Origin of the sequence: Sinorhizobium sp. FG01 (genome assembly GCF_002531875.1) — a bacterium.
GTDB classification, from domain to species: Bacteria; Pseudomonadota; Alphaproteobacteria; order Rhizobiales; family Rhizobiaceae; genus Sinorhizobium; species Sinorhizobium fredii_C.
Genome location: NZ_NWTB01000030.1, coordinates 18956 through 35094, shown reverse-complemented (window position 1 = coordinate 35094; position 16139 = coordinate 18956). Strand labels below are relative to the sequence as shown.

Sequence of the window (16139 nt, the reverse complement as noted above, 5' to 3'; positions counted from 1 at the left end):
TGCGCTTCATTCTCTGGTCCTCTCAATGGGCCAGAGCTTACTTCAAAATGGATTATTTCAACGGGGCAAGGTCACGCGGGTTGATCTAAGTGGCGCGAATCTGAGCTCTGCCTTATCACCGCGCCTCAACGGAGCAGCGATATGCCGCCCATCTGAACGAGTTGAGGCACGTCTGAAGATTCATTCCTGACCTCGTCATCGTCTTCGGCTAGTATCCAACTTCCTTGCAACTACCGAATTGCTTAACCATTTGGCCAGCTCTACTAGCACGACTAGACCGCCAGATCAGAAAGAGCACGCTTGCGAAATAGGCGACCTGGAGGAGCAGCGAACTAGCCAGCGTCGTGACGACTACTATGCGGAGGGAATGAGAAGCGAAGTAGACAGTCAGAGCGTTGATGCATAGGACCAGCAACAGAATGCGACAAAAGATTCTAAAGGGCAACGCCGTTCTCCTCGTTTGTCCACCAGATCATGCAGCGACCTTATCGGCCGCAATATGGGACTGGCAGCTCTTCGGGCAGACGCGGGAGCAGGCTCCGCAGCCGATGCAGCGCCCGGCATGGTCGACGACCATGATCATGCGATTGAGCTCGCCATCGAAGTCATCGTCCTCGCCGTCGCAGATGCCGAGGACTTCACCTGCATCATCGACGCCGTAAAGGTGCATAACCTCGCGCGAGCACACCTTGAAGCAGCGGCCGCAACCAATGCAGGTCGTGCCATCAATAGCGGTGAGGTACTCCGGCATCCATTTGGAGCCGTCGCGGGTGACGAAAGCGCTCGTCATCGCGAATTCTCCGACGCAGCGAGATCTCTCTTGGCCGCGTCCAACTCAGCAAAAACGGAGAAGGTTTTCTCGGCAACGGCCTTGATCTCTGTCCAATTGACGGGGAGGTCCTCGGCAAGGTCGTGCAATTCCATCTTCGCAGCTCCCGCACGCGACTGCAGCTTGCGGACCTTCTGCTGCAACTCCTCAAGGTCTGACATTCATCCTTCCTCGAAAATCGTTTCATCACGCCCGCACCGCGTCGGGTACGCTTCAATGGCTGCAGTCGCTTCCGTCGACCAGTTTCGTACAGGCCTTCGCCTCACGGCAGCGTAGAACATGTCGAGTCTCCACAGCACGTCCGGGTGGGAACCGCCAATGCTCACATTCTCCTCATTTCAGACTTCTTCCTCGAAACACGATTTCAGCCGGCAATCCTACTTCGTACATGCAGGAGCTTGTTTTCCTCCCAGTAGAGGCACACGGGTTTAAGGAAAGGAGAAGCATCGCGCGTCTCGCGGGTGTGCGTGTCCCCAACCTTCACTCAGGTTGCCACACGTCAATTAGCAAAGCCCGTGCCACCGCGCCTAGCGGACAGTAAGCGCATGATCACGCTTCGAAAAACCTCCATGGGCCAAGATAGCCGATTGCGCTAAACCTGACATGTTTTCTGCCACTGTCAGGTTCTAGACACGTATTCACGCGCTTCGCGCCGCCAGAAACGCGTGGCGACGGACAACTCAAAACGTATTCGGGATGAGGGAATCAGATTGGACACCATGACTGCGTCGGCTACCGCTAGGCTCGTCGTCATCGTCCCCTTCACGCCTCGGTCCCTCAGGCGGTGGCGGATCTCGCCATCGCCGATTGCAAGCGGCCGCTCCATCTGCGCGCCACCTGTGCCCCCTCGCCCGCCTTGCGATTGAATTCTACCTGGGCGACATGGGGGTTCTTCACGACGAAGCGGGTCCAAACGCGGCTCGCCGATACGGCGATCGTCAGATCGTGGCGCAAAAGGCCAGAACGAGTGCCGGCATGTGCCGGCCGGTGAACTCAACGGGCGGGTCGGGCCGGACGACTGAAAACACGAGATGCTATCGATGACAACGTGAGTGGGGCCATTGATCCCCGCCGAACTCCGGCAAGAGCGCGACCGTCCAGACTCGCAGTTAAGGCCCTCGACCACGGCACTGTCATTTGCGTTGTTCAGTTCCCGGAATAGACCCGGTCAGCTCCCGTCAACTGAGTACGCTTTTGCTGTAGGCGCGTTTCGAAGCAGCAAGACTTGCCCTCAGCACGATGGAGATGGAAATAGCACCACACCCATTCGCTTTTTAGCGGTCCGGCTCCTCGAGCGAGTAGCCGGCGGACCTGACGGTACGGATGACACTGCCGGGGGAGGCTGTCTTCAGCGCCTTTCTGATCCGGCTGATGTGGACGTCGACGGTGCGTGCACCGATATGAATATTATCCGGCCATGCCGCGTCGATCAGCTCGTCTCGGCTAAAGACCTTCCCGGGAGCCTCAAGCAAATGCCGCAGCAGGTTGAACTCGATCGGGCCGAGATGGATGTCGTATCCATTACCCCGAACTCGGTGGGCATCGGGCTTCATCTCAAGGCTGCCGCAGCAGAGCCAGCTGCCGTTTTCCGTCCCGTTTGAACCAGGCTCCGGCAGCGCCAGCTTCGTTCGTAGACATTCAAGGAGCTTAGCCGGTGCGATCGGCCGCACAAAGCTCTCGTCAATGCCCGCCTTGAAGAGATCGAGGTGTTGATTATCAGCGCCGGGTGCGATCAGGGCAATAACGGGCAAGCCCCCGGTCCGGGGCTCCCCTTTGAGCCGGGCGCAGATTGTGGAACCTGTCGCATTCGTTGGCGCACAGTCCAACACTACTGCCTGGAGTTCCCTTTCATTGGCCAATGCAAGTGCTTCCTTCACGTCACCTGCCGCCTCACTCGCGAAGCCGTCCGCCCCCAAAATGTGGCTCAAGAAAAGATATAGCTCCACATCGTGTGAACAGATCAGGACCAATGGCTTCATCAGCACTATCCCGAGAACCAAATCGGCCTCGCCTCGGTTGAGTGGGCTGGCCATCGGACGTCCTCAAGGCCTTACACGATCCCGTTGCGTGAAAATCGGCTCCATCACGCCCGTGCCGCGTCGGGATAGGCTTCAATTGCGGCTATGGCATCATCGACCAGTTTCGCACCCGCCTTCGCAAGTTTTCCAAGTGTGTCGAAGCCGAACCGATGGACATCGCGCAGGGTCTTCGAAAGAACCACCAATCGGCCGGTGGTGAGTACCACGCGACCGAAGCCCTCAGGGCTCATCATCATGGTCGACGATGCAAGCAGTCCGGAGCGCTCCTCGATTGCAAGCGCCGCGCAGGTGTAGAAAATCTGGAGCCTCCACAGCACGTCCGGATCGGGATCTCCGATGATCGGGATCTCACGGCGCTGCTCCTTCGTGACGATGAAGTCGGCCAGCAGGTCGGCGTCGGATTTATCCTCCCACATTCCATAGGTGTCCTGTGCGCGGATCAGGCGTGTGAGGCTTTTGAGAAAAGGCGTAGCAAGGGCCCTCTGGTCCGGGTCGACGGCACGGATGACCGCGGTGTCCGATGGTGTTCTCATCGTTCAGTCCTCATCCTCAAACGATTGTTTTTCTGCGGCGCCCGCTTCCGTCAGCACCTTGCGCAGCCAGGGCGGAGGAGCCGTCCTGAGCATGGTCTGGGTGCGGGTTAATACGTCTTCAATGGATTGGGGCTGCGGCACTTTGATCGGATGGATTTTTGCCGAAACGACTTTGGCTGCTGAGGGCCCGCCGATGGCCAGACAGAATAGGAGATGGCAGCCCTTCAACGCCTCCACTTTCGGAGCGATGCGGTCATCGCCCTCGGTCCGGTGTTTGCCGCTCTCGTCCGAAACATCTTCAAAAGCGACGGCTTCCACGAAACTCCAGCCATCGGACGTGACGTCATAGACGGCGAAGCGCTTGGCCGATCCGAAATGGGCGTTGAGGCTCTTCATATCCTGCGTGGCGATCGCTATACGCAATGAACCTGGTTTCCCTTTCGGCCCCGTTGAGTGAACCTCGTCAGTGACGAGAGAAAGTCGGCGGGGGGCTGTCATCTGGCATTTCCCGGTTACGGAACGGATCGAGTGATTGAGGCGTCGGCGCATGCTGGTTCGCCTGGAAGATGTTGGCGACATCGAAGATCAGGTCGCGTGTCCCCTGATAGAGGGTCGTAAGCTTGTGCTGACTGCCCAGTCGGTCGAAGATCGGGAACCCGACGCGCATAAACGGAATGCCTAGGCGCTCGACCGCTTGCCGTCCGTGCGAATGGGTGACAAGCAGATCAGCGCCTCCGGCAAGTTTTTCGAGGTCGCCAAGATCACCGACCTGGACCTGTTTGGCAGGCACTTTCTCAAGAATGTTCGAGGTGCCGGTTGTTGTGACGGCCGCTGAGATTTCGGCGCCCATGCCGGTAAAGAAGGTGGCGAGCTGGTAAAGCTGGTCTGGCTCCGCAGCGATGGCAATCTTTTTGCCGCCGAAATGAAAATGTCCGTCGAGCAAGGCGTCCTGCAGCTGTGCGCGGCGACGGCGGATTTTCGCAGGCGCCGGCGCACCGGAAATCGCGGAAAGCAGGGAGACGAAACGGTCTGTGTCCTTCAATCCTATGAGCGACTGGAACAATGCGTAAGGCACTCCGGTCAGTCTCTCCAGCACCTCCGCCGGGCGGCGCATGTGCTCGCCGATTGCGATGCACTGCACCGCCGTGCCAAGCTCCTCGATATCCTTGACGCCCGTGCCGCCATAGGTGGTCGGCACCCAACGGTCGTCAGGCACCGTACCGTCGAGCGAGCCGGAGAGATCAGGCAAAATCACCGCCTTGAGTCCGAAGCTTTCCACCGTCTCGCGCACATGCTCGATGTCGGCGACCGTGAGGTTCCAGCCTGGCAGGATCGCTATCTTCTTCGACTGCCGGACCTGCTCGCCGCGCAGCGTAATGCTTTGAAGCAGGGCTGTGACAGCCTTGGCCCAGCCCTCCTCGATCGCACCGTCGAAATCCGGCGTGTTGGCCAGCACGATCTCCGTGCCTGCGAGTTCTTTCGCGTGCATCATCTTGATGTTCGAGAGATCCCTTGCAAAATCCTCGCCACGGGTTTCCTCCAGCGCAGTGGTACAGACCCCGATCAGTTCCGGGTTGGTGCGGGTCTTCAGATTGAGGATCGCCTCTTCCAGATGGTCCATGCCGCCGAGGATCGTCGCCACCTCGTCCATCGCCGTCGTCTGCAACGGGACGGCTTCCTTGAAATGCCGCACGAGCAGGACGAGGGCGAAGCTGGTGCAGCCCTGGCTGCCATGGAACAAGGGTACCGCATCATTGACTCCCAGAAAGGCGAGCGCGGCACCCAGCGGCTGCGAGGACTTTAGCGGATTGACCGCCATCGATTTGGTTTGGGGGAGGATGCGGGTCATCGGTTTTCCTCAACGATCGCCGATTTCGTCGGCTGTTGTGCGAATACTTTTTCGAAGGCGTGGAGTGTCTCGGGTCCACTCTGCGTGCCAGGAAGTTCTTCCTCCACGGCAGGTTGGTATTCCCATGGTGCCGGCTCCCGCACCTGGCGCCAGATCGGGTTGTGAATGGCAAGGTCGATCTGGCGTACAAGCTCCACCATGCCGTCGTAGCCGGCATAGGGGTGGTGTCGCTCCTGGTTGATATCGACCCAAGGCGTCTTTGCCTTCAGCGCGATGAATTGCGTGCGCCCGCCCGACAGCATGATGTCGGCCTTGCCTTCTGAAAGCATGTCGTAGAGCTCGCGCGCAGACATCGACTCGAACATGTGGTTCTCGTCCTTGAGGATCTGCTTGATGCGCTCCTTGTCCTCGACCGTCGATTTCTTGACGGAGGTGCCGACGATCTCGACGCCGATCTCCATCAGCGCATGGACGACCGACCAGGACTTCACGCCTCCGGTATTGAGCAGGACGCGCTTGCCTTCAAGCCTCGGCCGATACGCCTCAAGCTTCTTCCACGCAATCGCCTCCTCCTTCTCGATCAGTGTTTCCGTGCGCTGTATCAGCTCCGGATCGGCGCCCTTGTTCACAAGCAGCTTGGCGATCTGCCGGAGGGCTTCCGAGGTGTCGGTGATGCCGTAGAAAGAGCCCTCGAAGAACGGGATGTCCCAGCGCTCCTCCATCTTGCGGGCAAGATTTATGAGCGCGGTCGAGCACACCAGCATGGCCGCCCGAGCACGATGTGCGGAGGCCACGTCGAGGTAACGCGCGTCGCCCGGAATGCAGGCGCGCACCCGAATGCCGAGCCGGTCAAGGAGCGGCTTCACCAGCCAGAACTCGCCGGAAAGGTTGAATTCGCCGAGGATATTGATGTCGTGGGGGCCTATATCGTCGGGCTCGACCGTGCCGATGACATGATCGAGCAAGGCCTCGCCGGCAAGCTTGTTGCCAAGATTCTTGGAGCCGACGAAGCCCGGCGCGTTGACCGGCACCACCGGCAAGCCGAACTTTTCAGCCGCGCGCCTGCAGACTGCCTCGATGTCGTCACCGATCAGTGCCGTCACGCAAGTCGAATAGACGAAGACCGCCGGCGGAGCATGCCTTTCCTTGATCTCGCGGATCGCCTTGAAAAGCTTCCGCTCCCCCTGCCCCATCACCACGTCGAGCTCGGTGAGGTCTGTCGTGAAGCTGGTGCGCCATAGCGATGGCCCCGACGAAACAGCGCCGCGGTTGTCCCAGGAATTGCCCTCACAGGCGAGCGGTGCATGGATCAGGTGCGCGACGTCGGTGATCGGCTGCAGCACGATCTTGGCCCCGTCGAACGCGCAGCCGCCGGCTGCCGCCCCGGGTGTCAGCGGCTTCGAGCAGCCTTTCTGGCGCGCCTTTGCATCCTTGCTGCGGTTCTTCTCGCAGGCGGGCTCGTCGAAGACATCATTGATTTTGACAGTGAGCGGTGACATTGCGCCGGTTTTTCAACTCCATCTGGAAGACGGTCGGCCTTTGAGCAAAGGCCAACCGCCGCTTTAGCGGGTCAGGTCGAAAGAATAGTCCGTCACACCCGTCTCGCTCGTCTCGCGGTCGAGCCTGTCGAAGATCTTGTCGAGGATTGCCGTCAAAACGCGGAGACCCCCTTGGTAGCCCATGAGAGGGAAGCGATGATGGTGGTGCCGGTCGAAGATCGGGAACATCAGCCGGATCAGCGGCGTGCCGGTGTCGCGCTCCAGGTACTTGCCGTAGGAATTGCCGATCAGCAGGTCCACCGGCTCGGTGAAGAGCAGCGAGCGCATCGCCCAGAGGTCCTTGCCCGCCCAGACCTGCGCATCCTTGCCGAAGGGCGAGGATTGAAGCAGCTCCTTCATTTCGGCTTCCCAGGCTGCCGTGCCATTGGTGGCGAGGCAGTGGGTCGGCTCACCGCCCGTCTCCATGACGAACCGGGCGACGGCGTAGACGAAGTCAGGATCGCCGTAGATTGCGTATTTCTTGCCATGCAGCCAGGCCTGGCTGTCCGCCATGGCGTCGACTAGTCGGCCGCGCTCCATACCGATTGCCGCTGGGATATCCTTGCCGGAAATCTCCGAGACCTTCATCAGGAATTCGTCAGTCGCCTTCACCCCGAGAGGATAATGGAACGAGGCCGTCGCTTGCCCGACCTCTTTGCAGTATTCCAGCGTCTTGCGGGTATTGTAGTGCTGCAGCGACAGTGTCGCTTCGGCACTGAGTGCCGCCTTCACGTCCTTGATCATCGTGCCGCCGTCATACATGCGATACATGCCGTCCGACGGCGTGTCGAATTGGTCGGAGGCATCCTGGAGGAAGGTGTAGGACACCTCCATCAAGTCGAGCAGGCGCTTGAGCTCACGGTTGTTCCCGACGCAGAAGCCGTCGAATCCGGGAATGATGTTGATCGTTCCACCGGTTTCCTTGCGCTCCTGGCCCTTCCAGAAGTGCTCTAGAATGCCCTTGACCATGACGTCGTAGCCATCGACATGACTGCCTACGAAGGCGGGCGTGTGTGCGAAAGGAACATCGAAGTCGGGCGGGACCGAGCCTTCGTTCCTGGCATTTTCGATGAAGCCGTGCAGGTCGTCGCCGATGACCTCCGCCATACAGGTGGTTGAGACGGCAATCATCTTCGGATCATAGAGCGTATAGGTGTTGGCGAGCCCGTCGACCATGTTCTTCAGACCTCCGAACACCGCCGCGTCCTCCGTCATCGAGGACGAAACCGCCGATGAAGGCTCCTTGAAATGCCGCGACAGGTGCGAACGGTAGTAGGCAACGCAGCCCTGGCTGCCATGGACGAAGGACATGGTCCGCTCGAAGCCTGCGGCCGCGAACACAGCTCCGAGCGGCTGGCAGGCTTTGGCGGGGTTCACGACAAGCGCTTCGCGGGCGAGGTTCTTTTCGCGGTACTCCCAGCTCTTGGTGTATTCGCGCTGATCGGTAACGATCTGGTCCGGGTGCGGACATTCAAAATTCAGCCTTTTCTCGGCAAGCATCTTCCTGTATTCCGGCTCGCGGAAAAGCGGAGCGTGGTCGAGAACTTTTTCGGCCGACTGCGGCATGGTGGTTACCTCTTTTCATCTGGCGCACCAGACGGCGGCACAGGGGATGTCGAGATGTTTCGGATTTCCCCCGAATTGGGGTCGGGGACATGTAGGGCCCCCTGCTCCTCGGAGGCCCTGGCTTTCACTCGGCAGCCAGCGCCATTGGCGGCCCGGCCTTTTTCTTCCAGGGGGCGTCGTAGAGGTCCCAGACCGGGCTGTTGATCGCCAGATCCATGTCACGGGCGAAAATGGCGAAGCCGTCGTAACCGTGATACGGCCCGGAATAATCCCAGGAATGCATCTGACGGAACGGAATGCCCATCTTCTGCACCGGATACTTTTCCTTGATGCCGGAGCCAACCAGATCAGGGCGGATCCCCTCGATGAACTTTTCCAGCTCGTAACCGGTCACGTCGTCATAAATGAGCGTACCCTCTTTTACGTAGTGCCCGGTGCGCTGATAGTCGTCGTTGTGGGCGAACTCGTAGCCGGTACCGACGATCTCCATGCCGAGGTCCTCATAGGCTGTGATGACGTGGCGAGGACGCAAGCCGCCGACATAGAGCATCACGGTCTTGCCTTTGAGGCGCGGCCAATACTTGTCGATCACCGCGTCGACCAATGGGCGGTACTTGGCAATGACCGCTTCGGTCTTGTCCTCGATCGTCGGTCCGAAATGCTTGGCTATCTTGCGCAGGGACGCTTCGATCTGGGAGGGGCCGAAGAAATTATATTCCATCCAGGGAATGCCGTACTTTTCCTCCATGTGCCGGCAGATGTAGTTCATCGACCGGTAGCAGTGGATGAGGTTAAGCTTGGCCTTCGGCGCCCGCTCGACCTCAGCGAGGGTCGCGTCCCCCGACCAGTTGCCGACCACGCGCAGCCCCACTTCCTCAAGGAGAATGCGGCTCGCCCACGCGTCGCCGCCGATATTGTAGTCGCCAATGATGTTGACATCGAAAGGGCCGGCGTCGAAGTCCACTTCCGTTTTGTCGAGGACCCAGTCGCGTATCGCGTCATTGGCAATGTGGTGGCCAAGCGATTGCGAGACGCCGCGGAAGCCCTCGCAGCGCACTGGCACTATCGTTTTGTCGTGCTCATCGGCCTTTTTACGCGACACCGCCTCGATGTCGTCACCGATCAGGCCGATCGGGCATTCCGATTGAATGCTGATGCCATTGTTCAACGGGAACAGCTCTTCGATCTCGTCGATGATCGTTTCCAGCTTCTTGTCGCCCCCGAAAACGATGTCCTTCTCCTGGAAGTCGGAGGTGAACTGCAGCGTCACAAATGTATCGATGCCCGTCGTGCCTACATAGTAATTGCGCCGCTGCGACCAGGAATACTGGCCGCAACCGACCGGCCCGTGTGAGATATGGACCATATCCTTGACCGGACCCCACACGACACCCTTGGAGCCGGCATAGGCGCAGCCGCGGATCGTCATCACGCCGGGAATGGACTTGATGTTCGACTTGACGTCGCATTCGGAAAGGATCTCTCCTTCCTTGCCGGCCTCGTCTCCACTCTTTGCGACGCTCAGGTGCTTCTTGCGGCGCTTAGCCGCCTTGTCTGGATAACGCGACAGCACCTGCTCGATAAGTTTCTCGTGGAGAGCGCCGTCATTCTCATGGTCGAGGCTCATGGGCCCTGTTCCCTTTCAGGTTCGGTGACGCCTCGCCGACGAGGCGTTGTTCTTTAGGAAGAGCGCGCCGGGGTCGATGCCGGCGCGCTCCCGCCGGCGGCGGGGGAGGTTAATGGGCAGCCGCCAGCGTAGCTTCCTTGGCCTGAAGCTCCGCAAGCATCTGCTCGTCGGTCTTCATGATGCCGAAGTCGAGCAGCATGTCCTCGAGCTCCTCCATGGTGATCGGTGTCGGCACGGTGCCCTGGCCCGAATTGGCATGGATCTTCTCGGCGAGCGCGCGATATTCCCCGGCCTGCTTGGAATCCGGCGCATACTGGATCACCGTCATCTTCCTGAGCTCGGCGTGCTGGACGATGTTGTCACGTGGCACGAAGTGAATGAGCTTGGAATTGAGCTTGGCAGCCAGCGCCTCGGAGAGATCGAGCTCGCGGTCGGTCTGACGCTCATTGCAAATCAACCCGCCGAGCCGCACGCCGCCAGAATGCGCATATTTCAGGATACCCTTGGCGATGTTGTTGGCGGCATAGAGCGCCATCATTTCGCCGGACATGACAATGTAGATCTCTTGCGCCTTGTTCTCGCGGATCGGCATGGCGAAGCCGCCGCATACCACGTCGCCGAGCACGTCGTAGGAGACGTAGTCGACGTCGTCATAGGCGCCGTTCTCCTCAAGGAAGTTGATTGAGGTGATGACCCCGCGGCCGGCGCACCCGACGCCCGGCTCCGGGCCACCGGACTCCACGCATTTGATGCCTTTGTAGCCTACCTTGAGCACGTCCTCGAGTTCGAGGTCTTCCACCGAACCTTCTTCTGCCGCTAGATGAAGAACCGTGTCCTGCGCTTTCGAGTTCAGGATAAGGCGGGTGGAGTCGGCTTTGGGGTCGCAGCCGACGATCAGGATCTTCTGCCCGAGATCGACCAGGGCCGCGAGCGTATTCTGGGAGGTGGTGGACTTGCCGATGCCCCCCTTGCCGTAGAATGCGATTTGACGCAAATCTGACATGTTGCCTTCCTTCCTTCGTTCCATCCATCGCGCAATGGCGGTTGGCAGCCCGGGCCGCCTCGCAATGAAGGGTTCAAAACTCGTGCCAATTTGGCTGATCGAGCCTACGGAAAACTCTTTTGTTTGTTTTCAGCTATTTAGCCCCGACACGACGAACCATACCGCGCAACAAGCGTGTGTTGCGGATCCGACAAAGCATACAGCGCTGTCGTCGCCAGATTTGGGGCAGCCCCATGCTGAGCTTGCCTTCGCGGGAAGTCTGATCGGGGATCGCTTTAAGCCTTATTCAGCGAGTTTACGTCCTCACCGCCCCGGCTTGAATTGAGAACGCGGCATGGGTACGCGTCACCAACATGCCTATGCGTCGGCGTCATCGACCGCACAAACGGAGGATTGATCGGCTTCGCCTCCGAACGGCCGACGGGGCTGACTGACCCTCGAAGAGGAGATCGCGCGAGCTGCTTCCCTTCCCAGCCGCCGGTCGGTGTCATCCACAGGGACTCCACTGAGACCCGCTGTATCGGACGCGGAAATTCGACGGCCCACGAAGACTGGCATTCCAGTTTCTTATTGTGTCGCCACTTTACCGTGTGCTAGCTCTCAATCAAAGCTACAGGGAGTGACAGGGCCGCATATGTACAAACCGGGTGGAACTATTAAAGCGTTGCTCGAGAAGATTGCCACCCAGGACTATATCCTGCCTGCAATCCAGCGCGAGTTCGTTTGGTGGCCAGAGCAGATCTGCGAGCTATTCGACAGCCTTATGCAAGGATACCCCTTCGGGACCTTCCTCTTCTGGAAAATCACGCAGGAGCGCCGAAATGAATATAAATTCTACGACTTCGTGCGCGATTATCACGAACGCGACCGCTACCATTGCGAACTGTTGAAGAATCCGCCGAACCGAGAACTCACCGCCGTCCTCGATGGCCAGCAGCGCATGACCGCACTGAACATCGGGTTGCGAGGCTCTTACGCGTGGAAAATGCCGGGCAAGCGTTGGGCGACGGATGCTGCTTTCCCCATACGCCGTCTTTATCTGAACCTCCTCAGCGAACCGAACCTCGAGAGCGGCTGCAAATTTCACTTCGAGTTTCTGACGGATTATCAGGCGGCGACACCGGAGAAAGGCGAAGTCTGGTTCCGATGTGGGCGGGTGCTCACCGAGGACTACGACGCTCTCGTCGATAGCATCGACGACCTGGACCTGGACAAAGAGGGCGTTAAGACAGCCCGCGCGACCCTGCGATTGTTCCACAGGACGATCCACGACAAGGATGTGATCACGTACTACGAGGAGGAAAACCAGAGCCTCGAACACGTCCTCAATATCTTCATCCGCATGAACAGCGGGGGCACCCCCCTCTCCTATTCTGACCTGCTTCTGTCGATTGCGGTGGCGCAATGGGAGGAAGTCGACGCGCGTGAGGCTATCCACACCCTTGTGGATGACATGAACAACGAAGGTGACGGATTTAAGTTTACCAAAGATTTGGTCCTGAAGGCTGGCTTGATGCTTTCCGACATCGGAAGCGTCGGGTTCAAGGTCGAGAATTTCAACAAGGCCAACATGGCGGTGCTGGAAACGAACTGGCCGAAGATCCGCGACGCAATGATGCTGGCAGTCCAGCTGCTTGCAAGCTTCGGCTTCAACAATCAAAATCTTCGGGCCGAAAGCTCGATCCTGCCGATCGCCTATTATCTCTATGCCCGCAAGCTCGACGGCTCCTATCTCAATCGCGCGGAATTCGCCGGCGACCGCGAGAATATCCGTAGCTGGCTCATTCGCAGCCTGCTCAAGGCATCAGGTATCTGGGGAAGCGGGCTCGACACACTTCTCACGGCGCTCCGAGAGAAAATCAGTGCTCATGCGCAGCAAGGATTTCCGGTTGCGCAGCTTGAGGCTGTCATGGCGCTGCGCGGAAAGTCGCTAGCTTTTACAGATGTCGAGATCGACGAGCTTTCGGAATTGCCCTATGGCGACGGCCGGACGTTCGCCCTGCTCTCCCTGATATTTCCCGGCTTCGATCTCTCTCGCCACTTCCATGTCGACCATATCTATCCCCAGGGCCGCTTCACTGATGCCCAACTCCGCAAGGCAGGTGTGAACGAGCAATTGCGGGAGTCTTTTGGCGACAAGCACAACCGGCTGCCAAATCTCCAGCTACTGGAGGGCACCATAAACAATCAAAAACGCCAGAAGATGCCCCACGAGTGGTACGCGCTCCAAAAACCGGACGCGCGTGCGCGCAAGGAGTACCTGGCCGGCTTGGAAATTGCCGAGCTAGTGGAGGACATCAAGCAGTTCCCGACATTCTATGAGTGCCGGAAACAAGCGCTACGCGTCCGGATCGTCAATGCACTGGTGTCGCCACAAAGCCAGGCCCTAGCCTCGTAGGATTCTAGCACCTGTACTTCGAGATCAAGTACGGATGTTAAGGCCAGCAAGCGCCAGGTACGAAGAATACCTCTGCGCAGTCTTGAACGTTCAACACGGATGAGCTCTCATGCGATTCCCCTGCAACCGCCAGGAAAACTCCGTGGCCGCGGAGATCGACGGCCCTTTCATCAGTTAAAATGTTTGGCAGTAAACAAAGGAAGGTGCAGCGCAATAAGGCCGTGTTTTTTGGCCTCGGCGGAGATGGTAAGGTGAGTCATGACGAAAGCTACGGAAACAACCCGCTCAGCGGTGACAGGCAAGTTTGTGACGCAGCCCATCGGCGGCAAGAAGGCTGCCAAATTCGCCCAGGTCGAAGGGTTGGAGATGAATGCCGCTTCAAAGGCGCTTTCGAAGACGCTGACCGCAAGTGGGCTCAAGGGTGAGGCTTACCGTAGCGAGATCGTCAAAGCCTTCAAAAAAGGCTGACAGGTGGTCCGCTACAATGCCGTCGAAGATCCGCTATGCTATCCCGGCAGCCATGTGCTGCGCAACAAGGCGGATATCAAGGACCGGACCAGCTTGATGAATTCGAGCAATTGATGTTCGACTCAGGTGCGGAGGAAGCGCTTCCGGACGGCGATTTGGATTTCACCCACTATCGCGCGCTGCACCGACACTTCTTTCAGGACGTTTATGAATGGGCGGGGGAAACGCGGACGATCCGCACCGGCAAGGGTGAAAACTGGTTTTGCTATCCTGAAAACGAAGCCAATCGGCTGTTCAACGACCTGGCCGCTCGCGACCATCTTGCCAATACGGAGAGCAAGGATGCCTTCGCCGGAGACGCAGGGTGGCTTCTGGCGGAGATCAACGCGATTCATCGGTTCCGGGAAGGCAACGGCCGCGCGGTAGATGGTGGCGAAGAACCTGTTCGCATCCACCCGTCGGAAAACGCCTTCGAAACCAGGGTTTCGCTTACCAAGCTCCTTGACGGCCTGACACCGGTCTATATCCAGATCCCGTTCGACATGACGAAAACGTTTTCGGGATGGTTGCGTGAGGTGCTGAAGGCCGGCTTCGATCCCATGCTCGCCAAGTCCGAATTCCAGAAAATCCGGTGCTCTTCATGCTCGACGAATTCCTAAACATCCGTTTGCGGAATACCGCGACCCGATCAACACGCAGCCAGGCGCGAGGTGCGCCGGTGTTTCTTGCTCCAGAATCTCTGGCGATCCAAATACACTATCGGTACCAGCCGGCAGCCGTTCCTGAATTCCGCCATGAAGAGGTTTTTTGGGGGGACCACAGACGGAGAGGCCTCACAGGGCAAGCAGATAGGCAACCAGCGCATCCTTCTCTTGCTGCGCAAGCTTTGTTCCCAGAACCAGATTGAAGAACTCGACCGTATCGGCGAGTGTCAGCAGCCGCCCATCGTGCAAATAGGGCGGAGAGTCCTTGATGCCGCGCAGAGTGAAGGTCTTGATCGGACCATCTGGTGACATCACGAGATCATTGACCTTTTCGCCCATCTTATAAAAGCGCTCAAGCTTCAGGTCGTGCATGTTGTTGTCCATGAAGGCGGTCCCCGGGAAATGGCAAAGGGCGCAGCGACCCTTACCCATAAATACCCGTTCGCCCTCCAATTCCTGCTCACTCGCAAGGCTTGGATCGAGGCGTCCTAACGCGTCCAGCTTGGGCGCTGGCGGGAAGTCGATCATATTCTGCATCTGCGCCATCAGCGAGGCCTGACTCGCGCGGTCGAGCAGGTTCACGCCCTTTCGCGCCGCGCTCACATGATCGCCGTTGAAATAGGCAGTGCGCTGCTCGAACTCAGTAAAGTCTTCAATCGACCGAAGAGACCGTTTTGAGCCATGAATCTGCTGATTGAACAGTCCACGCAAGCTGGTAGTGTCGAGACGAAACCGCTGCGCCTGTGGCCGGACGTCAGGGGTCAGGTGGAAGGCGGCATTCGTATGGAAGTTGGAATGGCAGTCCAGGCAGGCGACACCCAGGCTCTCTTCGGCAACCTTGCGATCCTCGGTCTCGTTAAACTCTTCTTGCGGAAACGGCGTTAGCAGCAGCCGAAGCCCTTCCATCTGCACTGGCGTGATGATGCCGCTCATGATGTCATGGAAGTTCCTGGTCGTCAGAAGCTCGCCACGCGACACGTCACCAAGTTCCGGATGCGTGGTCAGGAAGATTGGCGGCGGGAACTCCGGCGTCAGGTGATCGGGGAGGTCGAAGTCGACATCGAAACGCCTGAGATCCCTGCCTTCCTGGCGGCCGATTTCATTGACCTGCACCTCGGGAAAGACTTGGCCGCCCGTCGCCTGCTTTACATGTGGCAGCGGCAGAAAGCCGCGCGGCAATAGACCCTGGTCTCTGATCTCGTCTGGGCTCTTGGTGGCCAATGTGTCCCAGCTTACGCCCTTCGGGAGTTTGACGCGGACGCCGGCCTGAACCGCCTTCCGGCGACCTGACATCATCACGCCTTTCACGGGACGGTCAGAAAGATCGTATCGCTCCTCAAGCAAGCTCCTCTGACGTTTCATGACGCTCGGCTTCGTACGTTCGTCGAGTTCCTTCGCCTCGGAAAACGGGATCGTCGGATAGGTCCTGTAGATCAGATCAGCAGGCAGCGGATAAGTCGCGGTCGCAAGAGCATGCGCGGAAACTGAGAGTGCGATAGTTATAGCGATCAGAATAAAAGATATGATCTCACGCAGCCCTGACATGTTGCTTCCGCCTTCTCCACCACAATGCAGGACGGCAGCT

General features: G+C 58.7%; 15 protein-coding genes. 3 read left to right on the top strand and 12 right to left on the bottom strand.

Annotated elements, in window-relative coordinates:
• Positions 1-208: 208 nt before the first annotated feature.
• From CO656_RS27955 to nifH, 11 genes are all read right to left on the bottom strand, one after another.
• Positions 209-415, bottom strand: a complete 207-nt coding sequence (locus CO656_RS27955) for an exopolysaccharide production repressor protein (protein ID WP_234819668.1) — start codon at positions 413-415, stop codon at positions 209-211.
• A gap of 57 nt (positions 416-472) precedes the next feature.
• Positions 473-790, bottom strand: a complete 318-nt coding sequence (gene fdxB, locus CO656_RS27950; protein ID WP_097527966.1) for a ferredoxin III, nif-specific — start codon at positions 788-790, stop codon at positions 473-475.
• Positions 787-990, bottom strand: coding sequence for a CCE_0567 family metalloprotein (locus CO656_RS27945; RefSeq protein ID WP_097527965.1), 204 nt, complete (start codon positions 988-990; stop codon positions 787-789). Before CO656_RS27945 ends, fdxB begins: the two co-directional genes overlap by 4 nt.
• 1113 nt (positions 991-2103) lie before the next feature.
• Positions 2104-2862 (bottom strand): response regulator transcription factor, encoded by a 759-nt coding sequence (locus CO656_RS27940; protein ID WP_234819666.1) that lies wholly within the window; start codon positions 2860-2862, stop codon positions 2104-2106.
• Between the two features lie 50 nt (positions 2863-2912).
• A complete protein-coding gene (locus CO656_RS27935; protein ID WP_097527964.1) occupies positions 2913-3401 on the bottom strand; it encodes a NifX-associated nitrogen fixation protein in 489 nt (162 codons plus the stop codon).
• Between the two features lie 3 nt (positions 3402-3404).
• A complete protein-coding gene (gene nifX / locus CO656_RS27930) occupies positions 3405-3899 on the bottom strand; it encodes a nitrogen fixation protein NifX (protein WP_097527963.1) in 495 nt (164 codons plus the stop codon).
• Entirely contained in the window at positions 3865-5250 is a 1386-nt protein-coding gene (gene nifN, locus CO656_RS27925; protein ID WP_097527962.1) for a nitrogenase iron-molybdenum cofactor biosynthesis protein NifN, read from the bottom strand. The genes nifX and nifN overlap by 35 nt, the downstream gene beginning before the upstream one ends.
• Positions 5247-6749, bottom strand: a complete 1503-nt coding sequence (gene nifE / locus CO656_RS27920) for a nitrogenase iron-molybdenum cofactor biosynthesis protein NifE (protein WP_097527961.1) — start codon at positions 6747-6749, stop codon at positions 5247-5249. Before nifE ends, nifN begins: the two co-directional genes overlap by 4 nt.
• Before the next feature lie 63 nt (positions 6750-6812).
• Complete coding sequence (nifK, locus tag CO656_RS27915) at positions 6813-8354, bottom strand: nitrogenase molybdenum-iron protein subunit beta (RefSeq protein ID WP_097527960.1); 1542 nt, start codon at positions 8352-8354, stop codon at positions 6813-6815.
• A 124-nt stretch (positions 8355-8478) separates the two neighbouring features.
• Positions 8479-9981 (bottom strand): nitrogenase molybdenum-iron protein alpha chain, encoded by a 1503-nt coding sequence (gene nifD, locus CO656_RS27910; RefSeq protein ID WP_097527959.1) that lies wholly within the window; start codon positions 9979-9981, stop codon positions 8479-8481.
• Positions 9982-10090: 109 nt separating this feature from the next.
• Positions 10091-10984, bottom strand: coding sequence for a nitrogenase iron protein (nifH, locus tag CO656_RS27905; protein WP_028003516.1), 894 nt, complete (start codon positions 10982-10984; stop codon positions 10091-10093).
• 634 nt (positions 10985-11618) lie between these two features.
• On the opposite strand from nifH, the gene CO656_RS27900 reads away from it, so the two are divergent.
• The 3 genes from CO656_RS27900 to CO656_RS31135 all read left to right on the top strand — a co-directional run bounded on the left by CO656_RS27900 (position 11619) and on the right by CO656_RS31135 (position 14509).
• A complete protein-coding gene (locus CO656_RS27900; RefSeq protein ID WP_097527958.1) occupies positions 11619-13382 on the top strand; it encodes a DUF262 domain-containing protein in 1764 nt (587 codons plus the stop codon).
• Between the two features lie 258 nt (positions 13383-13640).
• Positions 13641-13850, top strand: a complete 210-nt coding sequence (locus CO656_RS27895; RefSeq protein WP_018097456.1) for a hypothetical protein — start codon at positions 13641-13643, stop codon at positions 13848-13850.
• Positions 13851-13885: 35 nt separating this feature from the next.
• Positions 13886-14509 (top strand): Fic family protein, encoded by a 624-nt coding sequence (locus CO656_RS31135; RefSeq protein WP_234819665.1) that lies wholly within the window; start codon positions 13886-13888, stop codon positions 14507-14509.
• Positions 14510-14683: 174 nt separating this feature from the next.
• On the opposite strand, the gene CO656_RS27880 is transcribed toward CO656_RS31135, so the two are convergent.
• Positions 14684-16099, bottom strand: coding sequence for a cytochrome B6 (locus CO656_RS27880; protein ID WP_097527957.1), 1416 nt, complete (start codon positions 16097-16099; stop codon positions 14684-14686).
• Positions 16100-16139 lie beyond the last annotated feature (40 nt).